This is a genomic window from Pseudothioglobus sp. nBUS_23, assembly GCF_051201565.1.
Lineage (GTDB): Bacteria > Pseudomonadota > Gammaproteobacteria > PS1 > Pseudothioglobaceae > Pseudothioglobus.
In genome coordinates, this window is the sequence record NZ_CP179200.1 from 744,322 (window position 1) to 765,685 (window position 21,364).

General features: G+C 38.1%; 20 protein-coding genes. 13 read left to right on the forward strand and 7 right to left on the reverse strand.

The window, feature by feature from the left end:
* Nucleotides 1–2: 2 nt before the first annotated feature.
* The 7 genes from deoC to ACMAZA_RS03720 form a co-directional block, all read right to left on the reverse strand.
* Complete coding sequence (gene deoC, locus ACMAZA_RS03690; protein ID WP_435190141.1) at nucleotides 3–1,049, reverse strand: deoxyribose-phosphate aldolase; 1,047 nt, start codon at nucleotides 1,047–1,049, stop codon at nucleotides 3–5.
* Nucleotides 1,050–1,070: 21 nt separating this feature from the next.
* Entirely contained in the window at nucleotides 1,071–1,874 is an 804-nt protein-coding gene (locus ACMAZA_RS03695) for a purine-nucleoside phosphorylase (protein WP_435190142.1), read from the reverse strand.
* The gene (cdd, locus tag ACMAZA_RS03700; RefSeq protein ID WP_435190144.1) at nucleotides 1,874–2,266 is read right to left on the reverse strand and encodes a cytidine deaminase; all 393 of its coding nucleotides are present in this window, start codon (nucleotides 2,264–2,266) and stop codon (nucleotides 1,874–1,876) included. The genes ACMAZA_RS03695 and cdd overlap by 1 nt, the downstream gene beginning before the upstream one ends.
* A 1-nt stretch (nucleotide 2,267) precedes the next feature.
* Nucleotides 2,268–3,242, reverse strand: a complete 975-nt coding sequence (locus ACMAZA_RS03705) for an ABC transporter permease (RefSeq protein ID WP_435190146.1) — start codon at nucleotides 3,240–3,242, stop codon at nucleotides 2,268–2,270.
* Nucleotides 3,239–4,339: an ABC transporter permease gene (locus ACMAZA_RS03710; RefSeq protein ID WP_435190148.1), complete on the reverse strand. Its 1,101-nt coding sequence runs from the start codon at nucleotides 4,337–4,339 to the stop codon at nucleotides 3,239–3,241. Before ACMAZA_RS03710 ends, ACMAZA_RS03705 begins: the two co-directional genes overlap by 4 nt.
* Nucleotides 4,336–5,892: an ABC transporter ATP-binding protein gene (locus ACMAZA_RS03715; protein ID WP_435190150.1), complete on the reverse strand. Its 1,557-nt coding sequence runs from the start codon at nucleotides 5,890–5,892 to the stop codon at nucleotides 4,336–4,338. Before ACMAZA_RS03715 ends, ACMAZA_RS03710 begins: the two co-directional genes overlap by 4 nt.
* Before the next feature lie 126 nt (nucleotides 5,893–6,018).
* Nucleotides 6,019–7,059: a BMP family lipoprotein gene (locus tag ACMAZA_RS03720; RefSeq protein WP_435190152.1), complete on the reverse strand. Its 1,041-nt coding sequence runs from the start codon at nucleotides 7,057–7,059 to the stop codon at nucleotides 6,019–6,021.
* A 335-nt stretch (nucleotides 7,060–7,394) separates the two neighbouring features.
* Between ACMAZA_RS03720 and ACMAZA_RS03725 the strand changes: the two genes are divergently transcribed.
* Genes ACMAZA_RS03725 through ACMAZA_RS03785 form a run of 13 tightly spaced genes read left to right on the forward strand, consistent with a single transcriptional unit; the run spans nucleotide 7,395 to nucleotide 21,362 of the window.
* A complete protein-coding gene (locus ACMAZA_RS03725) occupies nucleotides 7,395–8,075 on the forward strand; it encodes a GntR family transcriptional regulator (protein WP_435190154.1) in 681 nt (226 codons plus the stop codon).
* A 5-nt stretch (nucleotides 8,076–8,080) separates the two neighbouring features.
* Nucleotides 8,081–9,007, forward strand: a complete 927-nt coding sequence (gene puuE / locus ACMAZA_RS03730; RefSeq protein ID WP_435190156.1) for an allantoinase PuuE — start codon at nucleotides 8,081–8,083, stop codon at nucleotides 9,005–9,007.
* Nucleotides 9,008–9,017: 10 nt separating this feature from the next.
* Complete coding sequence (gene uraD / locus ACMAZA_RS03735; RefSeq protein ID WP_435190158.1) at nucleotides 9,018–9,542, forward strand: 2-oxo-4-hydroxy-4-carboxy-5-ureidoimidazoline decarboxylase; 525 nt, start codon at nucleotides 9,018–9,020, stop codon at nucleotides 9,540–9,542.
* Nucleotides 9,529–10,527, forward strand: coding sequence for an allantoicase (gene alc, locus ACMAZA_RS03740; RefSeq protein ID WP_435190160.1), 999 nt, complete (start codon nucleotides 9,529–9,531; stop codon nucleotides 10,525–10,527). Before uraD ends, alc begins: the two co-directional genes overlap by 14 nt.
* A 2-nt stretch (nucleotides 10,528–10,529) precedes the next feature.
* Entirely contained in the window at nucleotides 10,530–11,051 is a 522-nt protein-coding gene (locus ACMAZA_RS03745) for an ureidoglycolate lyase (RefSeq protein ID WP_435190162.1), read from the forward strand.
* Nucleotides 11,048–12,223: a urate hydroxylase PuuD gene (locus ACMAZA_RS03750; RefSeq protein WP_435190164.1), complete on the forward strand. Its 1,176-nt coding sequence runs from the start codon at nucleotides 11,048–11,050 to the stop codon at nucleotides 12,221–12,223. Before ACMAZA_RS03745 ends, ACMAZA_RS03750 begins: the two co-directional genes overlap by 4 nt.
* Nucleotides 12,223–13,536, forward strand: coding sequence for a guanine deaminase (gene guaD / locus ACMAZA_RS03755; protein ID WP_435190166.1), 1,314 nt, complete (start codon nucleotides 12,223–12,225; stop codon nucleotides 13,534–13,536). Before ACMAZA_RS03750 ends, guaD begins: the two co-directional genes overlap by 1 nt.
* Nucleotides 13,537–13,545: 9 nt before the next feature.
* The gene (gene uraH, locus ACMAZA_RS03760) at nucleotides 13,546–13,890 is read left to right on the forward strand and encodes a hydroxyisourate hydrolase (protein WP_435190168.1); all 345 of its coding nucleotides are present in this window, start codon (nucleotides 13,546–13,548) and stop codon (nucleotides 13,888–13,890) included.
* Entirely contained in the window at nucleotides 13,890–15,371 is a 1,482-nt protein-coding gene (gene xdhA, locus ACMAZA_RS03765; protein ID WP_435190170.1) for a xanthine dehydrogenase small subunit, read from the forward strand. Before uraH ends, xdhA begins: the two co-directional genes overlap by 1 nt.
* Before the next feature lie 2 nt (nucleotides 15,372–15,373).
* Nucleotides 15,374–17,695, forward strand: a complete 2,322-nt coding sequence (gene xdhB, locus ACMAZA_RS03770) for a xanthine dehydrogenase molybdopterin binding subunit (RefSeq protein WP_435190172.1) — start codon at nucleotides 15,374–15,376, stop codon at nucleotides 17,693–17,695.
* Nucleotides 17,696–17,704: 9 nt separating this feature from the next.
* A complete protein-coding gene (locus ACMAZA_RS03775) occupies nucleotides 17,705–18,799 on the forward strand; it encodes an XdhC family protein (protein WP_435190174.1) in 1,095 nt (364 codons plus the stop codon).
* Entirely contained in the window at nucleotides 18,796–20,292 is a 1,497-nt protein-coding gene (locus tag ACMAZA_RS03780) for an ABC transporter ATP-binding protein (protein ID WP_435190175.1), read from the forward strand. Before ACMAZA_RS03775 ends, ACMAZA_RS03780 begins: the two co-directional genes overlap by 4 nt.
* Nucleotides 20,292–21,362: an ABC transporter permease gene (locus ACMAZA_RS03785; RefSeq protein WP_435190177.1), complete on the forward strand. Its 1,071-nt coding sequence runs from the start codon at nucleotides 20,292–20,294 to the stop codon at nucleotides 21,360–21,362. Before ACMAZA_RS03780 ends, ACMAZA_RS03785 begins: the two co-directional genes overlap by 1 nt.
* Nucleotides 21,363–21,364: the final 2 nt, after the last annotated feature.

The following is a 21,364-nucleotide window of genomic DNA, read 5'->3' on the forward strand; positions in this document are numbered from 1 at the left end:
TCCTATGCTAATGGGTGACGATATGATGATGAGTAGAAGCCAGTTGAGTAGTGATCTAATTGACGCTCAATATCACCAAGAAGACTCGATGCACCAAATCTAAACAAATCAGGCTCTAACCATCGACGACCCAACTCTTCTCTAATCATAGTCATATATAAAAGTGCTGTCTTAGTATCACTGATGCCACCTGCAGCCTTAAAACCAACTGAAATACCAGTTTTAATATAATAATCTCTAATCATTCTAACCATGACAAGACTTACAGGAAGGGTGGCGTTGACTGACTCTTTGCCAGTCGATGTCTTAATAAAATCAGCACCAGCCATCATACAAATTTGGGAAGCTTTTGCAATATTTGTAAGGTTCCCTAATTCTCCAGTCGCCAAGATAGTTTTCATGTGGGCATCGCCACATTGTTCACGAAACATCTTGACTTCTTCATAAAGCGCCTTCCAATTACCCTCTAAAACATGCCTTCTACTGATCACTATATCGATTTCATTAGCTCCTTCATTGACAGAATATTCTATTTCTTGAAGTCTCAGTGGAAGCGGGGAGAGTCCAGCAGGGAAGCCTGTAGATACAGCAGCAAGATTTATTGAGGAGCCTTTGATGGCTTGTTTAGCAGCAACTAGCATGTCATGATAAACACATACAGCAGCAACACTTAGATTTAAAGATTCAATGCCCAATTCTTTCTCAAGATTAATACTGATAGGTTGCCTTGCCTTGCTGCAAAGTCTTCTTACTCGTGCGACTGTATCGTCACCAGATAAAGTGGTTAAGTCCATTAAAGTAATAGCTTTTAATAACCATGCAGCTTGATTCTCTTTTTTGATGCTTCGTCTAGGGCCATAATTTGCACATCTTCTCTCAACAGCGCTTCGGTTTACAGATATGCTCGAAATCAGATCAAGACTAAAGTCTATCCCAGGATTTCTTAAATCACTATGAGTGGTTTCTATCTCATCAGATTCAACAAGATTAAGAATTTTCTTGTCTTCTTGTAATGCTTCGTTTTTTGTTGAATTTTTATTTGTATTCATAATATTTCTAACCAATTGATCTTACTGGTTTTTTAGGTAAGAATTTAATAATTTCTCTACAGTATCTGCTGCTTTACTTGCAAAAGCAATAGTCTGTTCATGACTAATATCGCTTTCACTCATTCCCGCGGCATAATTTGTAATGACTGAGAGAGCACAAAGTTGAATGCCTTGGTGGCGAGCTAGAATGACCTCTGGAACAGTTGACATTCCAACAGCGTCAGCCCCAAGCATTTTTACCGCCCTTATTTCAGCAGGCGTTTCAAACTGTGGGCCACTGAACCAAGCATAGACACCCTCAAATAAATTGATATTATTAGCCTTTGCAGCAATCCTCATGTCATTGCTTAGTTTTGGGTCGTAAGCGTTGACCATGTTGACGAATCGCTCGTTACCATCAGCTCCAAATAAAGGGGAAACCCCTGTCATATTAATATGATCTGTAATGAGCATGACGCTTCCTGGAGATGCCTTTTCTAAAGTGCTTCCAGCAGCATTTGTTAAAACTAAACTTTGGCAGCCTATCGCATTCAATACTTCAATAGCAACAGCCATAATATCTGCCTTACCATGCTCATAGTAATGAGCCCTTCCTTGCATAACAACAACACTTGTGCCTTGAACCTCACCAAACAATAGTTTTCCCGCATGACCACCGACTCCTGCAACTGGAAACCCAGGCAAAGAAGTAAAATTTAGAGTGCTTTTTATATTGATGTTGTCACAAAATTGACCAAGACCTGAGCCAAGAATGAGTCCAATTTTTGGCTTAAAGCCTTTGACGTGTTGATTAATAATCTCAACACATTCTTGCACTTGGGTCATTACAGGTGCTCCGGTCCGAATGATTGCGGAAGAAGATCGGATAAATGCATACGATTCTTAATGCCTTCTGTCGAGCACATTATGACCTCGGTAGTTGCATCAGAAAACTCTCTTATTCTTTGCCTGCATCCGCCACAAGGAATTCCTCCTTCATCGTTTTTGGTCATGACATAGATTTTGTTAATTTTATGTTCACCTCCCATAACCATAGATGCGATTGCAGAAGCTTCAGCGCAGTTACCAAGAGGATAGCTAGCGTTTTCAACATTGCAGCCACTATATTCACTACCCTTGTCGGTAATAATTAATACCCCAACAGGATAATTTGAATAGGGAACGTAGGCCTTACTCATTGCTTCTTTGGTTAATTGTATATGGCTATCTTCAGTCATTCTATAACTCCTTAATATAAGGCTGTGCTGAGGCTTTAGGCGGGACAGCTTTGCCAATAAACCCAGCCAAAAGAATAATAGTAAGAATATAAGGTGTAGCTTCGATAAGCTGGACAGGAATTTCCCCAACACCCGGAATAACTATGCCCTGAAGTCTAATCGAGATAGCGTCTAAAAAAGCAAATAAGAAGCATGCTGCAAGGACCTTGTAGGGATGCCACTTTCCAAAAATAAGAGCTGCAAGAGCAATAAATCCGCTTCCAGCAGTCATATCTTTAACAAACTGAGCGTTATATGCAGTAGAGAGATATACACCGCCTATACCACACAATATTCCACCAATTAAAAGGGCTTTATAGCGAAGAGACTCAACAGAGATTCCAGCCGTATCCACCGCTTTTGGATTCTCTCCTACAGCTCGAAGTCGAAGACCAAAACGAGTTTTAAAGACTACCCACCATACCATTGGGACAATGACAAAAGCAAGGTATACCAAGATGTTATGACCGCTGATTAGCTCCCTATAGATAACTCCTAAAATTGGAACATGGTCGATGAGATCAAGGCCAGGCAAATCAATCGAAAGGAATCTTTGGTCATTATTTAAAGTAGGAGTGATTCCAGCCTTTTTGAACCAGGCAAGACTAAGAATCATGGTCAGTCCAGCTGCCAAGATATTGATTGCAACGCCACTGACAATCTGATTACCTTTATAAGTAATCGATGCGAAGCCATGAACCATCGCTAGCACTGAAGAGGCAATGATTCCTGCCAGTAGCCCAATCCATGGTGAGCCAAATACTACTGCGGCACTTGCAGCAATAAATGCTGACATAAGTAATTTACCTTCTAGTCCAATATCGACTACTCCAGAGCGTTCTGCAAATAGTCCTGCCATTGAAGCGAAAATGAGAGGGACACAGACGCGAACAGAAGCATCTAAGGTTAAAACCGTACTTAAAAAGATATCACTCATTCTGTTGCCTCAATTGGAGCTAAAAAGCGAATTAAAATTGGCCTGTACAAGTACTCAAGGCCACCACAAAATAGAATAACAAGTCCCTGCATAACAACAACAATATCCCTAGAGACATTCTGAAGTTCAAAGTCTAGCTCTGCACCCCCTTGATAAAGGATTCCAAAGAGAAAGGCCGCAATCAGAATTCCAACGGGATGATTACGACCCATCAGAGCTACAGCAATACCACCAAAACCATAGCCATAATTAAAATTGAGGAATAGGCGGTGCTGAACGCCCATAAGTTCATTGATTCCTACCAGACCTGCTAAAGCGCCAGAAATACACATGGTGACAATAATAATCTTTTTTGGGTTGATTCCACCATAGACAGCAGCATCGTTACTTTTTCCAACCGCTCGAATAGCATAGCCCCAGCGAGTATGCCAAAGAAAAAACCAAACCAATCCTGAGAAAAATAGTGCCACAAGGATAGATAAATTAAGTGGTGATTTTGCAATCTTATAGCCAAAACTAGCAAAAACATCATGAACAAAAGGCAGCCAAGAGGCTTTGATAAAATCTGCACTTTCTGGAGACATTTCACCAACTTCTCTTAAAACATTGACTAAGACATAAACCATCAATGCAGAGGCTAAAAAGTTGAACATAATCGTTGTTATAACAATATGGCTTCCTCTATAAGCCTGCAAATAGGCAGGAATAATAGCCCATAGAGCGCCAAAGAGAAGCCCTCCAGAAATTGCTAGAGGGATGACTATCCATGCACTTAATGCAGGGTTTAAGTATAACGCAACTATAGCAGTGCCTAGGCCGCCAACATATGCCTGACCTTCACCACCAATATTAAATAATCCAGCATGAAAGGCAACCGCTACAGCTAAACCAGTAAATACAAAGTTGGTTGCATAATAAAGCGTGTAGCCTAAACCCTCATCATATCCGAGTGCACCATAAATCAAGATTTTTGTTGCCTCAATAGGATCTACGCCAATTAGAATAAATACAATAGCCGTGGCAATAAATGCGGTTAAAACATTGAGGAAGGGTAACAATAATCCGTTAATCCATGATAAGCGTCTCTCACGAGTCATACTTTGGCTCCCTTTAATGAATCTTCAGATTCAAGCGCATTAGCCATCATCATTCCAAGTGTCGCCTCATCTGCATCTGATCCGTTTACTGTTCCTGTAATTTCACCGTCACACATTACAACAATCCGGTCACTTAATGACATTATCTCTTCTAGTTCAACTGAGATTAAAATGATCGCTTTGCCAGCATCTCTCATCTCAATAATTCTTTTTCTAATAAACTCGATTGCACCAATATCGACACCTCGGGTAGGCTGGCCAATAATGAGAAGGTCTGGGTCTCTCTCAAACTCTCTAGCTAAAATAAGTTTCTGCTGATTACCACCTGAAAAATTCGAAGACATCAGGTTGGGGTTGCTTGGACGGACATCAAATGCTTCCATCATTGATTCGCAGTTAGCTTTCACAGAAGCACGCTTTAGCCAAACCCCTTGGTTGATTGTTTTGTCATTGTGATAGCCTAATAATGCAGTTTCGCTGGCAGTAAATTCTGAGATCATTCCCATTCTTTGCCTGTCTTCAGGGACATGGGCAACGCCTAGGTTTCTTAATTGCTCGGGATTTAAAGTGTTGTTAGAGGTAATCGTTTCGCCCATTATCTCAATTGAGCCTTTTGAAATTGGAAGTATTCCAGCCAAGGCTTTTAAAAGAGTTCCTTGACCATTTCCAGTCACACCAGCAATTCCTAAAATTTCTCCTGAGCGAGCTTCAAAACTGACATCTGAAACTCTCTTTAAGCCTTGTTCATTCATTATTTCAAGGTTTTTCGCAATCAGAGCAGGGCTTCCAGACTTTGCTTTAGATTTTTTAATGTTGAGTAGAACTTTTCTTCCAATCATGAGTTCTGCTAGCTCTTCTGGATTGGTTTTACTTGTCTCCCTGTGAGCAACCATTTTGCCAGCACGCATTACTGAAACATTGTCGGTTATGCTCATGATTTCACGAAGCTTATGAGTAATCAAAATAATTGTTACGCCTTGCTTTTTGAGTGCCTCAAATATGCGAAACAGTTCGTCTGATTCTTGAGGCGTTAACACTCCAGTGGGTTCGTCAAGAATTAAAACTTTAGCGCCTTTATAAAGTCCTTTTAATATCTCTACTCTTTGTTGCATGCCCACTGAAAGGTCTTCAATAGCAACATCTAGATCAACCTCTAGACCATATTCTTTTGCAAGTCTAGTGAGTTCAATTCTTGCATTGGCAAGGCTTTCAGAAATCAATGCGCCACCTTCACTCCCAAGAACAACATTCTCAAGGACCGTAAAGTTATCTACCAACATAAAGTGTTGATGGACCATTCCAATACCTGCCTCAATAGATTGCTTTGAACTTATTGCTCTGAAGTCTTTATTGAAAACTTTAATTTGTCCAGAGTCCGCCTGATAAAAGCCATACAAGATACTCATTAATGTTGACTTACCGGCACCATTCTCACCAACAATTCCATGAATTGTTCCAGTTTGGACACTCAGGTTGACCTTGTCATTAGCGTGCACAGCACCAAAATGTTTATCAACATTGATTAGCTCAATGGCAATGTTCGACTCAGTCATAGCTACTTATTTTAACCAAGAAATAGATTTATTATAGTTATATAGATTTGAAACTTTTATATATAAAAGTTAAAAAAAAACATCCGGCCCTAGAGCCGGATGTTTTAATCTAAAAAAAACTGCTTGTTATAAAGGGCAGCTATTATCAGACATGTAGTCATGAACAACAATAGAGCCATCGATAATTCCAGCTCTTGCTGCATCTACAGCGGCAAGCATGTCAGAAGAAACCAGATCAGCGTTGTACTCGTCCATTGCGGCACCAACACCATCTTCAGCTACTCCATTTACTTTAAAGCCACCTGACCATGTTCCATCAACAGCAGCAGCAAAGCTTTCATATGCAGCTAAACCAACTTTCTTGTACATTGAAGTCAGCATAGTTCCTGGTTGCATGTAGTTCTGGTTTGAGTCTACACCAATTGCTAACACACCCATATCTGCAGCTGTTTGGTATACACCGATTCCAGTTCCACCAGCAGCAGCGTAAACTACGTCAGCACCATTTTCAACTTGGCTACGAGTAATTTCACCACCCTTAGTTGGGTTGCCCCAAGCTGCAGGAGTTGATCCTGTCATCTGAGCTAGAACATTCATAGAGCTATCAGCATGAGCAACACCTTGCTTGTAGCCACATTCGAAACGACTAATTAATGGAATATCCATTCCACCAACAAAACCTACAGTCCCAGAGTTTGACGCCATAGCTGCCATGACTCCAACTAGGAAAGAGCCTTCATGCTCTTTAAAGATGACGTTTTGAACATTTGGAGCATCAACTACACCATCGATAATAGTGAACTGAGTGTCTGGATATTCAGCTGCAGCTGCTGCAACTGCATTAGCCATAGTGAATCCCACAGCAATAACTGGTGAATAGCCACGCTGAGCAAACTTCTTAAGGCTTTGCTCCATCATTGCCTCGTTAGTTGGCTCTAATTCTGTAACCGCAATACCAGTGTCATTCATAAACTTCATTACACCGTTTACATAAACAGCCTCGTTGAATGACTTGTCATTTTTTCCGGCAGTGTCATAAACGACTGCTGGCTTGACATGACCATCAGCTTGAGCAATTGGTGCTGCTAAAAGAAACGTAGAAGCAATAACCGCTAAGCCAGTTTTTTTGAGCAATCCACTAAAATGTGAACGTTTCATGTTTTTCATTGTGTACTCTCCTTAGTTATTAATCTTAATTTTTAATAGAAAAAAACCGTCATTAAAAAAAAGACAGTCAAAATATCTTTAGTATTAACTCAAGTTTTGTTCTTAAAAGTATATAGAAATTAAATTCCCGAGTTATGAATATTCTATTCTTGAAAATGGTCTTTGTCAAAAAAAAATCGATATATTTTTCAATCTTCCTAAATTGGTATCCTTAAATTAAGTTTGGTGTTTTTTTTCTGTAATATTTTTATAATAAATAATGATTGTTTACAATAATTGTCAACAAATTTAGGCATATAATAAAAGCTTTAGATTAAATGATTAAGGCTGAGTTAATGAATACTGAAATTCATAAAAATTCTGATGAGGTGGTTGACCTAGTTTTTGAAGCAATTCTAAAGAATCGCCTAAAGCCTGGTGTAAGACTTTCAGAAATATCTTTGCAGGAAGAGTTTGGCTACAGTCGCTCAGTTGTTAGACAGGGATTTGATAAGCTAGTTGATTCAGGCCTGCTGCAACATAAGAAGAACCAAGGAGTCAGGGTGGCTTGCCCAACTAAAGAAGAGACGACTCAGATTTATGAAGCGAGGCAGGCTATTGAAAACGCTGTCATTACAATACTGGTTAATAAGCACCAGAGTCAAAATTTAGATCTCTCTGCAATAGATGATTTGATTTCTGAAGAGAAACGCCTGCACAACACTTCTCAAAATGATGAGCATACAAAACTATCATGCGACTTTCATCTAACTCTGGCAGAGTTATGTGGAAACAAATATATAGTGGAGAGCCTTAAGCCTCTAATTCCATTAAGCACTCTTGCAGCATCAGTTTACTCGAATCCAGAATCTAGCTTTTGCTCTTATGCAGAGCATAGTGATCTCATTCAGGCAATTAAAAGTAATGACTTGAATAGAGCCTCTAGATCAATTAAAAAACATCTAGATAACTGCGTCAAGTCACTTGATTTTAAAAAAACTATTAGAAACAGAAGTTACAGCAACATATTTAGCTAAAAATCATGAATAAGAAAGTCTCCCAAAGTTTAAGTAGCTATCCTCGCAATATGACTGGTTATGGAAAAGACTCAGTTCATCCAAACTGGCCAAACAAAGCAAGGGTTGCAGTTCAATTTGTTTTGAATTACGAGGAAGGTGGGGAGAACTCTATTCTTCATGGAGACCATGCTTCTGAAACATTTCTTTCTGAAATAATTGGTGCTAAGGCATATGAAGGTGCAAGACATATGAGTATGGAGTCAATCTACGAATATGGGTCTAGGGTTGGAGTTTGGAGAATACTTAGGCTTTTCAAGGAATTTGATATTCCAATTACTATTTTTGCTGTCGGACTTGCGATTGCCAGAAATAGAGAGCTAGCTGATTATCTTGCTGAGCATGATTATGATATTTGTGCCCATGGCTTTAGATGGATAGATTATCAATTTGTTGAAGAAAGTGTTGAACGTGAACATATGCAAGACTGCATAGCAATCATGACAGAATTTTTAGGTAAGCGACCTGAGGGGTGGTATACCGGAAGAAACAGTCCCAATACCAGAAAACTCGTTATTGAAGAGGGCGGCTTTTTATATGACAGTGATGCATACGATGATGATTTGCCTTATTGGGCTAATGATTTTGAGACTGATAAAAAGCACCTTGTTATTCCTTACACTTTAGATGTCAATGACATGCGCTTTGCATCCCCACAAGGATTTAATTCGGGAGACCAATTTTTTAATTATCTCAAGGACAGTTTTGATGCCTTGTATCTAGAGGGAGAGGTAGCCCCAAAAATGATGTCAGTGGGCATGCATGCTCGAATTTTAGGAAGACCTGGCAGGATTATGGCTATGAGAAAATTTCTTGAATATGTATCAACTTTTAATGATGTTTGGTTCTGCTCTAGAAGGGGGATAGCAGATCATTGGTATAAGAATTTTTAGATTTAAAGATATGAAGTTACCTCATGAATTAGCAAAACAATCGACAGATAAGTTTTTAGATGTTTTTAAAAATTTATATGAACACTCGCCATGGTTTGTAGAGCAATCTATAGAGAAGGTAATAACAGATGAAAAGTACGACAACTTAGAAACATTCCACAAATTACTTTGTGAAATTATGCTTGCATCAGATACTGATATGCAAAATAATTTAATTACTGCTCATCCAATGTTGGCGGGAAAAAAGGCTCAAAATAATGAGTTAACAGATTTCTCAACAACTGAACAAAAATCAGCAGGATTAAATGATTGTACTGATGACGAAATTAAGCTTTTTGAAAAGCTTAATGAAGAGTATTTTTCAAAGTTTAGCTTTCCATTCATAATGGCTGTAAAAGAGAAAAATAAATCAGAAATTATTTCAAGCTTTATGATGCGGAAAAATAATTCTAAAGAGGAAGAAAGAGCTAATGCTTTGGAACAAATTAACAAGATAGCCTGGCTTAGAATTAAGGAGATTTATGGAAAACAATAAGCTCATTGATGTTGCTTGTTCTGATAATGGAACTAAGGTAATTTATTGTAGTGATGAGTTCTTTGCTGACTCTTCTCGAATGCTTCAATCTAGTAATCCAGTCTGGGTTGAAGGTAAATATGATGACAATGGAAAATGGATGGATGGATGGGAGAGCCGACGCAGAAGAGATGGAAAGAATGATTTTTGCTTTATTCGTTTAGGTAAGAAAGCATCTATCAATAGTTTTAATATCGATACAACCCACTTTACTGGAAATTTTGCTCCTGGCATCTCAATTCAGGGCTGCTCAGTCCCTGGAGGCACAACAGACGATTTAGTTGTTGACGGTAGTGCAGTTTCAGAATGGTTTGATCTTCTTGGCAAAAAAGAAATTATGGGGGACTCGCACAATCGTTTTGAATGCCCTGTGAATAATCCAATTACACATTTAAAAATTACACTTCACCCAGATGGAGGTATTGCCAGGTTTAGGGCTTATGGTGAATTTTGGGAAGAAAAAAGAGATCCTAGTTTTGATGGTGTTAATGTTCTTTCTAAAGAGAATGGTGCTAGAGCTATTTACGCAAATGATGAGCATTTTGGCAGATTGAGTAATATATTAGAGAAGCATGAGCCATTGAGTATGGCTGATGGCTGGGAAACTAGAAGAAGAAGAGAACCGGGAAATGATTGGGGAGTTCTAGCGCTATCAAAGCCTGCGCAGGTTGATAAAATCATTGTAGATACAAAACATTTCAAGGGTAACTTTCCCCATAAATTCTCTATTTCTACTGCACATATTTCTGATGTAGAGAAATCGGTCATTCTAGAAGACAGTATGTCTTGGAAAAAACTGTTAGACCAACAAAAACTGGGCATGAATCAAATCCACACTTTTGAAAAAAATGACATATTGCATAATGAGCCCTTTAGCCATGTTCGAATTGATATTTATCCTGATGGCGGGATTGCTCGTTTGAAGTTTATTGGTAAATTTATTTAGATATGAAAAATATTACACTTATTCCTGAAAAGTTGACTGAAAACAATTTTGCTGATTTTGGTGAGGTTGTATCCATCCATAATAAAGAATCAAAAACAATCAATAATGGCTTTGCTAGTAAATACTCTGATGTTGCTTTATTGGATACAAATGAAGAGCAAGGTCATACAAGTGTTCATATCTTTGTAGCTAAAAGCAGACAATTTCCTCTTCATATCTCAATGTTAGAGAAGCATCCTTTTTTCAGTCAAACCTTTATACCAAGGCATTCATCACCATTTTTAGTGGTAGTAGCGCCTCCTGCAGAGAAGCCATCAATTGAAAAACTTAAAGCTTTTATAACTAACGGTGATCAAGGGATAAGTTATTCACGGGGTGTTTGGCATTTTCCTCTTATCAGTATGAATGACAATTCACAATTTATTGTCATAGACAGAAAATATAATGAAGAGCTCGATACGATTGAGCAGTGTGAAGAGGTTTCTTTAGGTGACATTAAAGTGGTTTTGGAGTTAGGCTTATGATGCAAATATACTTACTTGACTGGCTAAATTTGGCATTAAAGCTGCTCCATGTCATTGCTGGAATTGCTTGGATTGGAGCATCATTTTATTTTAACTGGCTCGAAAACAAGCTTGATCGATTAAATAACAGAGATGAAATTGCAGGTAACTTATGGGCAGTTCATGGAGGCGGTTTTTATCATCTAGAGAAATATAAGAAATACCCTCAAACTCTACCAGAGCCATTGCACTGGTTTAAGTGGGAGGCATATGTGACCTGGCTGTCAGGAATATCGCTCCTCTCGGTTGTATATTATTTTAATGCGAGCACCTATTTATTAGCTACGAATAGCTCAATATCTGCAATTTATGGTGTTGGTTTAAGCTTATTAGGATTAATACTTTTCTGGCTGATATATGACCTTTTATGTAAGTCAAAATTGGTTAATAAATCAGCAGTATTTATTGCAATTATATTTATAGTCGTTTCATGTTTTGCGTTTTTCTACAGCAACATTTTCAATCCTAGGGCTGTCTATATGCAAATTGGCGCTATGGTTGGAACGGTTATGGTTGCCAATGTTTTCTTTGTAATTATCCCGGTGCAGAAAAAGCTTGTTGAGGCTTGTGAAAACTCCACAGAGGTTAGTTTGGAACTCGGAAAAACAGGCTATATTCGCTCTCGACACAACAATTACTTCACCTTGCCAGTGCTATTTATGATGATCAGTGGGCACTATCCTACTATATATAGCGGAGAATATGGCTGGCTCGTATTAATTGCAGTCATTGGAATTTTAGTCATGGTCCGTCATTACTTTAATTTAAGGGGGGTTGGTAAAGCAAAGAATAGCCTAATCGCTGTTATTGCATTATCAACGTTAGCTTTAATCTATGTACTGGCTCCATCACAAAGCAAAGTTCAGGTTCAGAATAAAGGCGAAGTTACTATTGCTGAAGCTCAAATGATTATTGAAAAACATTGCGTTAGTTGTCACGCGGAAGAGCCTTCAAACAAAGCTTTTGCGATTGCTCCAAAAGGCATTATGCTTGACACCATCGAAAAAATTATGACGCATAAAGATCAAATATATAAGCAGGCAGTTTTATCTAAAGCAATGCCAATAGTTAACACTACAAACATGACTGACCAGGAGAGAGAGAAGTTAGGCGTTTGGATTGAGGCAAATTAATGAGCAACAATAGCTACTTTCGAAGTTCAATCTATCACTGCGTTGAGAGAAGTGCGAGTCTAACACCTGTTTATTTTGAGGATGGCCTGTTGGTTGTTGATATTGATTCAGGAAAAATTATTGATGTTGGCAACTTTTCAGACATTGAATCAGGTTATGACGTATCAAGTAATTTGATTCATTTTAAGGATCGTTTAATCATGTCTGGCTTTGTTGATACCCATGTTCATTACCCTCAGTACAAGGTAATTGCATCATATGGAACTAGCTTATTAGAGTGGTTAAATCAGTACACATTTGTTGAAGAGCAAAGATTTGCAGATGAGGATTATGCTGATCATATAGCTAACCTGTTTTTAGACGAGCTCATTAAAAATGGCACAACAACTGCGATGACTTTTTGTGCTTCCTTTAAGCAATCAGTTGATGCTTTTTTTAATGCATCACAACAAAGAAATTTAAGGATGGTTGCAGGAAAAGTAATGATGGATAGAAACGCTCCTGAAATGCTTTGTGACAGCTCTGAAGACAGTTACATTGATTCGAAAGAACTGATTGAGAAATGGCACAATAATGGGAGGTTGAGATATGCCGTCACCCCAAGATTTGCCATTACATCCTCAAAGTCTCAACTAGAGCAGGCCTCTAAGCTGTTGAGTGAATACCCAGATGAAGATGGACAAAAGGGCGTCTTGCTTCAGACTCATCTAAATGAAAATGATGAGGAGATAGGCTGGGTCAAAGAACTGTTTCCAGACTCTGATAATTATTTCGGTGTCTATGATGATCTTCGAATTACAGGTAGCAATTCTGTTTTTGGGCATTGCATTCACAACACAGATGATGAATATCTAAAAATGGCTGAGACTGGCTCCAAGGTTTCTCTTTGTCCAAGGTCAAACCTTTTTCTGGGGAGTGGGTTGTTTGAACTAGAGAAATTAGAGAGTTACGGTATTGATGTTTCTTTGGCGTCAGATGTTGGTGGAGGAGATAGTTTTTCAATGTTTCAAGTCATGAATGAGGCTTATAAAGTGAGCCGAATGAATGATTTTAATTTAGACCCAGTGAAAGCGTTTTATTTGACTACTCTGGGCGCTGCAAAGGTTTTAAATATGGATGACTCCATTGGTAATTTAGAGCCAGGCAAGGAGGCTGATTTTATTGTTATTGATTTAAATGCTACTGAAATAATAAGTCAAAAAAACAAAATTTCATCCAGTATTAAAGAGACACTATTTAATTTAATGACTCTTGGGGATGATAGACTTATAGATGAGGTTTATATCATGGGCCAAAGAACTTATAAAAAATAGGAATAATCTATGGGAAAACTGACTACACACATACTCGACACATCAATGGGATGTCCTGCTGAAAGAGTTGAGATTAAACTTTATAAGAGAAATGATTCTTCCCTGACACTCATTAATTCAGCAGAAACAAACAGAGATGGTCGATGCAATGAGCCTTTATTGTCAGGAGATGCATTTGAAGAGGGTTGTTATGAGCTTGAATTTAATATAGATCAATATTATGCAAAAAAAGACATAGACTGCCCTTTTTTAAAAGATGTTGTGATTCGTTTTTATATTTCGAATGCTGATGAAAGCTATCATGTGCCTTTATTAATATCACCTTTCGGTTATTCAACCTATCGAGGAAGCTAGTGTCAATTTTATTGAATCAAAGCTATGTTCCATTTGACTTGGGAGAAATTAACCCCAATACTACTGTGCTTGAATGGCTAAGAAGTAATCAATTGGTTGGTACTAAGGAGGGTTGCGCTTCGGGAGACTGTGGTGCTTGTACTGCTGTTGTTGGTGAACTTGTAAACATTAACAATAAGGATTTGATTCAGTACAAAAGCATCAACACGTGTATTGCGCTTGCATACACGCTTATAGGAAAGCATTTAATTACGGTTGAGGGTTTATCAGAGGGTGAAGATCTTCACCCAGTTCAGAAGTCAATGATTACAGAAAATGGATCTCAGTGCGGATTCTGTACACCTGGTTTTGTGATGTCTCTATTTGCTTTGTATCATAATGAAAAGTCGCTGGATTCAACAAAGATAAATGATGCTTTATCTGGAAATTTATGTAGATGTACCGGTTATAAGCCTATTATTAGTGCTGCATACAAATCTTTTAGAGAAAAAGAGAAAGGCCAACTTGATTTTTATGAAAGGAATCAATCTGAGTTTGTCGAAGCTTTAAATGGCCTTAAAAATCAGAAAAATATTAACTTAAGATTTAACGATGGAAATAAGACACTTCTCTTTGATGCGCCATCAAATGTTAATGATCTTTCTGAGCTCTTATCTGAAAACCCATCTGCAAATATTCTTGCTGCTGGAACTGACTTAAATCTAGAGATTACCCAATCTAAGAATGAGTTTAGCCATATTGTCAGCGTCAATAGAGTCTCAGAGCTCAAACAGATTAATGAGCAAGATTCAGAAATCGAAATTGGTGCAGCTGTTAGCTATGAAGAAGCAAAATCAGTATTAGTCAAAAACTGGCCAGACTTAGACTCATTTCTTGAGCGGTTTGCGTCATTACCTATTAAAAACTGGGCAACTATTGGCGGCAATATAGCTAATGCCTCACCCATTGGCGATATGGCTCCAGTTCTTATAGCTCTTGAGTCAAAGTTAAAACTTAGAAAAGGGGTGTCGAGTCGAATAATTGCACTTGAGGATTTCTTCGTAAGCTATAAAAAAACATTGCTAGAACCTTCAGAATTTATTGAAAGTATTGTAATCCCAATGCCCTCCAATGGAGAGCGACTCATTACTCATAAAATATCAAAGAGATATGAAGACGACATTTCAGCAGTTTGTATGGCAATTAATGTAAAGGGTATCGAGTCTTCGTCTTTATCAGTAAAGATTGGGATGGGAGGTATGTCAGGGATTCCTCAAAGAGCAACTGAGCTTGAAAAAGTTTTTAAAGAGAGTTGGGATAAAGATGAGCTTCTTGAAGTGGCATATGAGGCCTTGAATCGAGAATTTTCTCCATTCACTGACGTAAGAGCGTCTGCTGAGTATCGTCTAAAAGTTTCAGCTGGTCTAGCGAAAAAGTCTTCTTTGATGCTTCAAGGTTATGCAGTTGAAGATCTTGCTCATTTCTCAGAATCGAAATCCTAAAAGTGGGAGTTAACATCAGTCAAAAGGCACAAAATTTAGGTCAAACAAAAAGCCCAGTTGGTCTTCCACTCCAGCATGATAGTGCTCGAATGCATGTGCAAGGAAGCGCGCAGTATATTGATGATATTGCTGAACCAAATGGAACTCTCCATGTCGCTTTTGCTCTCAGCAACGTCGCTCATGGAAAGATTCAAAGTATTAATGTTGATGATGCGAAGAAGGCACAAGGAGTCCATAGTGTTTTAATTGCAGAAGAAATAGAACATTTATTAATTGGACCTATTCGCCATGACGAGCCTATTCTTGCATCAAAAGAGGTTTTATTTTTTGGACAAGCAATTGCTGCAGTTTTAGCTGACAGTCACGATCTAGCAAAAAAAGCAGCGCTATTGGTGAGTGCTGAAATAGAAGAGTTAAAACCCATCGTAACTATCCAACAAGCAATGAAAGCAAAAAGCTTTCTAGATGATCCAATTGTCGTTAGTTCGGGTGACTCCAAATCAGCAATTAAAAGTGCCAGCAACCAACTAACTGGATCATTAGAAATAGGGGGCCAAGAGCATTACTATTTAGAAGGTCAGGTGGCTATTTCAATTCCAACTGAAGACAACGAAATGGTGATTCATTCCTCAACTCAAAACCCAACCGAAGTGCAGCATTTAGTCTCGTATGTATTAAACGTTCCTCAGAATGCGATTGAGGTCGTTACTCGGAGAATGGGGGGAGGCTTTGGCGGCAAAGAGACAGATGCTTCTCAATTGGCATGTGTTTGTGCTATTTTCTCAGAAAAAACAAAAAGACCTGTCAAAGCAAGATTGTCCAGAAAGGACGATATGTTGTTGACTGGAAAGCGTCATGATTTTGTTGCAAATTATGAGGTTGGGTTTGATGACCAAGGCTTAATTAAAGGCATAACTATGGACCTTGCTGCTAGATGTGGATATTCATTAGATCTTTCTATGGCAATTGTTTCCCGAGCACTTTTTCATTCAGACAATGCTTATTTCATTCCAAACGCTACCTTTACAGGTTATTTGTGCAAAACAAATACTGCTTCAAATACTGCATTTAGGGGCTTTGGAGGACCACAAGGTATGCTTGCAATTGAAAATATAGTTGAAGAGATTGCAAATACACTGGGTCTAGATCCTTTAGAGGTCAGAAGGTCAAATTTCTATCAAAAAAATGAAAATAATGTAACCCCATACAGTCAGGTGATTGAGGATAACATTATTAGTGAAATTACAGATGAATTGATATCAGATAGTAATTATCACTCGAGAAGAAAAGAAATCGATAAATTCAATAAGGACAATAGATATTTAAAAAAAGGACTGGCATTCTCGCCCGTCAAGTTTGGAATCTCATTCACCACACAATTTCTGAATCAAGCGGGCGCTTTGGTAAGTATATACAAAGATGGCAGTATTCACTTGAATCATGGTGGTACAGAAATGGGTCAGGGGTTATTTATCAAGGTAGCTCAGGTCGTCGCAAATGAATTCGGTGTAGATGTCTCAAGAGTCAAAGTATCTGCAACCTCAACAGCAAAAGTTCCAAATACCTCTCCAACCGCGGCCTCATCTGGCTCAGATCTTAATGGTATGGCAGCAAGAGAAGCTTGTCTTCGAATTAAGAGTAATTTAATTAATTTCGCTAAAGAATATTTTGATGCCAGTGAGAGTGCAATCAAATTTGAAGATTCAACAATTTTAGTAGACAAGAAACAAATTCCTTTTGATGAGTTTATTTCTTTGGCCTATTTGAATCGTGTGGAATTATTTAGTAATGGTTTTTATAAAACACCTAAAATTCATTTTGACCCAGCTACTCAAAAAGGTCGTCCATTCTTCTATTACTCCTATGGTGCGTGTGTTAGTGAAGTAATAGTAGATTGCTTAACAGGTGAGTATAAGCTTTTAGCTGTTGATATTTTGCATGATGTGGGAGCTTCTCTAAACCCTGCTATCGATATCGGTCAAATAGTTGGTGGCTACATTCAGGGCATGGGTTGGCTTTGCTCAGAAGAGTTAAAATGGAATGATTTGGGCGCTCTTCTAACAACAGGAGCTTCGACTTATAAGATTCCTGCAATAGGAGATACTCCAGAGCGTTTTGAGGTAAAAATTAAGCCCCATATCTCCAATCATGAAAATACCATTCACAAATCAAAAGCGGTTGGTGAGCCACCCTTAATGCTTGCAATCTCAACTTGGCTTTCTATCAAAAATGCTATTTTTAATGCAAACAATGAAAATATTAGTGGGCTTAATGCACCTGCAAGTTTTGAGCGAGTATTTTTCAGCTTAAATAAAAGTTCTTAAAACATAATTATGAATAGTTGGCTTAAGCACCTAAGGACATCAATTGCATTAAACAATGGCCTTGTAGTCATAACAATCATTGCCACTAAAGGCTCTACTCCATGCACTAACGGTGATAAGATTGTTTACACGTCAAATGACGCTGTGTTTGGCAGTATTGGAGGAGGAAATCTCGAATTTAAAGCATTATCCCTTGCTAAAGAAATGCTTGAACTCAAAGGCAATAGCAATCAACTCATAAAATACCCTTTGGGGGCGACTTTGGGGCAGTGTTGTGGTGGCTATGTAAAGGTTCTATTCGAAAGCTTCGTAACTAATAATTCATCTCTTAAAGACAAAGACTCATGGGTTGAAAAAGTATCCAGCCTCTATCAAGAGAGCGAAAATTTTATCTTGGGCACTAGCATTGATAATGACAAAAATCCACAGCTAGATAAACAAAAATTTCTCTTCACAAAAAAACACTTTTTTTCTTCATCTAATAACAAAAAATTATCTACATTTGTAGAGGACTATTCATCAAAACTTTTACAAAACACTCAAAGCTCAACGCTCGTTGAGTTTGAGGATGAGGCAGGTTTAAAGACTGATATTTGTTTGGAAAAGGTAACTTCAAGTGATTTATTACCAGTAGCAGTCTTTGGCGCTGGACATATATCTCGGGCTCTAATGCCTATCCTCATCAATCTCCCTGTTAAATTATTTTGGATCGATGATCGCCAAGAACAATTTGATAAGTTTCAAGGAGATACTTCGCAAGTAAAAATTATCTGTGATGATATAGTTGAGAGTGTTTCAGAACTCCCAAACAATGTTTACTGTTTAGTAATCACCTATAGTCACAAAATTGATTTTGAGATTTCAGAACAAATGATTCTTCAAAACAACTTCAGTTATTTGGGTATGATTGGCTCAACAATTAAGGGGAAAAAATTTAGAGATCGATTCATTCAAAAGAATTATCCTGAAGAAGTGGTTAATAAATTTACTTGCCCAATTGGTGAAAAACAAAAATTTTTAAAGTCTCCCACTGCGATTGCTGTAACCATTGCAATGGACTTAATTAATTTTATTGAAAATAAAAATCAAATTGAAGCGCTATGAATTATCAATTAGAAGTTTCCAATATTACTAAATCTTATGGTGACCTTAAGGCAAACGATACTGTTTCTTTGAACATTAAGGACTCCAGTATCCATGCACTTTTGGGGGAAAATGGTGCTGGAAAATCAACATTAGTAAAAATAATTTATGGCTCATTGATGCCAGATAGTGGTGAAATGAGGTGGGGTGGAAATAGTTATAGCCCTAAAAATCCATTTGAGGCCAGAGAGAATGGAATTGCAATGGTCTTTCAGCATTTTTCATTATTTGAGTCTTTAACTGTTGAAGAGAACATTATTTTGGGACTGGATGGAGTCGGGCTTAACCAAAACTTTACTGATGAAATCTTAAAGTACTCTAAGCAATATGGGCTGGATGTGAATCCTCAACAAGTTGTTGGTGACCTTTCTGTTGGCGCAAGACAGAGGGTCGAAATCATTCGCTGCTTACTTCAAAATCCAAAATTATTAATTATGGATGAGCCTACTTCAGTTTTGACACCACAAGAAGTTTCTGACTTGTTTGTTACTCTAAAAAAGCTTGCAGCTGATGGTTGTTCTATTCTCTATATTTCGCACAAACTCGAAGAGGTTCGTGAGATTTGTAGTGAAGCGACTATTCTCAGAGGAGGTCGGTTAGTTCAAAGCTGTGTACCTCAAGATCATTCCCAAAAAGAACTTGCTGAAATGATGATTGGAAAAAAACTTACCGAGCTTGCTAGAAGCAAAATAAACGTTGGATCTGAGATTTTTTCTATAAATAATTTAAGCAAAAAAAGTGACGATTTGTATGGAGTAGATTTAGAAAATATTAATTTGACTATTAGGCAAGGGAGTATTGTTGGAATTGCTGGCGTAGCTGGCAATGGTCAGGACGAGTTGATGGAGCTCCTAATAGGAGAAAAATCTTCAGGCGATGGTGTTCTCAGTTTTAATGGTCAAGATGTCGGCTTATTGGGCTCCCATGAGCGAAGACAGCTTTCAATGTTCTTTATTCCAGAAGAGCGTTTAGGGCATGGTGCAGTACCTGATATGAGTCTTGATGAGAACATGTTGTTGAGTAGGCCAGACTCTTCTGGTATGACTTCAAGTGGGGTGATCGATTGGAGTAGCGTTGCTAGTTATTCTGAGAAGGTCATTGATGATTTTAATGTTCAAACGCCTTCTAGCAAAATGCTGGCTAAGTCCCTCTCAGGAGGAAACTTACAAAAATTTATGGTCGGAAGAGAGCTCATCAGAAACCCAGAACTGCTTATAGTTTCTCAGCCTACCTGGGGAGTGGATGCAGGATCTGCAAATAACATTCATCAGTCATTAATCTCACTCGCAGACAATGGTTCAGCTATTTTGATTATTTCACAAGATTTAGATGAAATCCTAAGTCTCTGTGAGCAGATTCATGTTTTGTCAGAAGGCAAGCTTTCAGAGGCAGTTGATATGAAAAATAATGGCCTAGAGAAGATTTCGCAGCTCATGGTAGGAGTTGAAAGCTAATGATTAAACTTATCCCAAGAGTTGAAAATTCTAAAGCGATGATTTTATTATCTCCATTGCTTGCAATGACACTTACAGCGTTATCAGCACTAATAATATTTATTTTTATTTTGGATGACATCAAAGTTTCAAGCGTTTTTTTCACGCTCTTTGTTTTGCCACTTACCGACTCCTATTTATTTCCAGAATTACTTGTAAAGGCAGCTCCATTAATGATTATTGGTCTTGGATTATCCATAGGCTTTAGGGCTGGAATATGGAATATTGGAGCTGAGGGTCAATATGTAATTGGTGGTATTGCGGGCGGCGCAGTAGGACTTTATTTCTATAATGTTGAGGGTTTTTGGCTCCTACCTTTAATGGCTATAGCGTCAATTTTAGGTGGGATGTTCTATGCAAGTATTGCTGCTTTTCTCCGCATTCGTTATCAGGTTAATGAAATATTGGTAACTTTGATGTTGACCTATGTTGCTGTATTGTTTCTCAGTGCAATGCTCCAAGGTCCTCTGAGAAATCCTGCAGGATTTAACTTCCCAGAAAGTAGAATATTTCATGACAGCGCTATGCTGCCAATCATATGGGAGGGCACTCGTCTACATATTGGGTTTATTATTGCTATTATTATTTCACTCGTTGCCTGGTTTGGTATCAAGAAGCATATGTTTGGGATGCAGATTAAGATTACTGGAAGCGCCCCTAGGGCAGCTAAATTTGCAGGTTTTAATGACAATAAAACAGTTTTGTATTCTTTGCTTATATCTGGCGGATTAGCTGGATTGGCTGGTTTCTTTGAGGCGTCTGGACCTGCTGGTCAATTAACTCCAGGACTCCCTCAGTTTTATGGGTTTACCGCAATTATTGTTGCTTTCTTAGCGCGACTTCATCCCATTGGAATTCTATTTTCATCTTTATTAATTGCGCTCAGTTATGTTGGCGGAGAGGAGGTTCAGATTGAGTACAATCTCCCGAGCTCAATCACTCAAATTTTTCAAGGTATGCTGCTTTTTTATTTTCTTGCATGCGACATATTAATTAAATACAAAGTTGTATTAAATAAAACTAAAAATTAAAA

Excerpts from the sequence above, each read along its gene's own strand:
- guaD (WP_435190166.1), top strand. The coding sequence starts at position 12,223 with ATGAGCAACAATAGCTACTTTCGAAGTTCAATCTATCACTGCGTTGAG.
- ACMAZA_RS03695 (WP_435190142.1), bottom strand. The coding sequence starts at position 1,874 with ATGACCCAAGTGCAAGAATGTGTTGAGATTATTAATCAACACGTCAAA.
- ACMAZA_RS03705 (WP_435190146.1), bottom strand. The coding sequence starts at position 3,242 with ATGAGTGATATCTTTTTAAGTACGGTTTTAACCTTAGATGCTTCTGTT.
- uraD (WP_435190158.1), top strand. The coding sequence starts at position 9,018 with ATGAAGTTACCTCATGAATTAGCAAAACAATCGACAGATAAGTTTTTA.
- ACMAZA_RS03710 (WP_435190148.1), bottom strand. The coding sequence starts at position 4,339 with ATGACTCGTGAGAGACGCTTATCATGGATTAACGGATTATTGTTACCC.
- ACMAZA_RS03750 (WP_435190164.1), top strand. The coding sequence starts at position 11,048 with ATGATGCAAATATACTTACTTGACTGGCTAAATTTGGCATTAAAGCTG.
- ACMAZA_RS03780 (WP_435190175.1), top strand. The coding sequence starts at position 18,796 with ATGAATTATCAATTAGAAGTTTCCAATATTACTAAATCTTATGGTGAC.
- cdd (WP_435190144.1), bottom strand. The coding sequence starts at position 2,266 with ATGACTGAAGATAGCCATATACAATTAACCAAAGAAGCAATGAGTAAG.
- ACMAZA_RS03720 (WP_435190152.1), bottom strand. The coding sequence starts at position 7,059 with ATGAAAAACATGAAACGTTCACATTTTAGTGGATTGCTCAAAAAAACT.
- ACMAZA_RS03775 (WP_435190174.1), top strand. The coding sequence starts at position 17,705 with ATGAATAGTTGGCTTAAGCACCTAAGGACATCAATTGCATTAAACAAT.
- alc (WP_435190160.1), top strand. The coding sequence starts at position 9,529 with ATGGAAAACAATAAGCTCATTGATGTTGCTTGTTCTGATAATGGAACT.
- ACMAZA_RS03725 (WP_435190154.1), top strand. The coding sequence starts at position 7,395 with ATGAATACTGAAATTCATAAAAATTCTGATGAGGTGGTTGACCTAGTT.
- ACMAZA_RS03785 (WP_435190177.1), top strand. The coding sequence starts at position 20,292 with ATGATTAAACTTATCCCAAGAGTTGAAAATTCTAAAGCGATGATTTTA.
- deoC (WP_435190141.1), bottom strand. The coding sequence starts at position 1,049 with ATGAATACAAATAAAAATTCAACAAAAAACGAAGCATTACAAGAAGAC.
- uraH (WP_435190168.1), top strand. The coding sequence starts at position 13,546 with ATGGGAAAACTGACTACACACATACTCGACACATCAATGGGATGTCCT.
- ACMAZA_RS03715 (WP_435190150.1), bottom strand. The coding sequence starts at position 5,892 with ATGACTGAGTCGAACATTGCCATTGAGCTAATCAATGTTGATAAACAT.
- puuE (WP_435190156.1), top strand. The coding sequence starts at position 8,081 with ATGAATAAGAAAGTCTCCCAAAGTTTAAGTAGCTATCCTCGCAATATG.
- ACMAZA_RS03745 (WP_435190162.1), top strand. The coding sequence starts at position 10,530 with ATGAAAAATATTACACTTATTCCTGAAAAGTTGACTGAAAACAATTTT.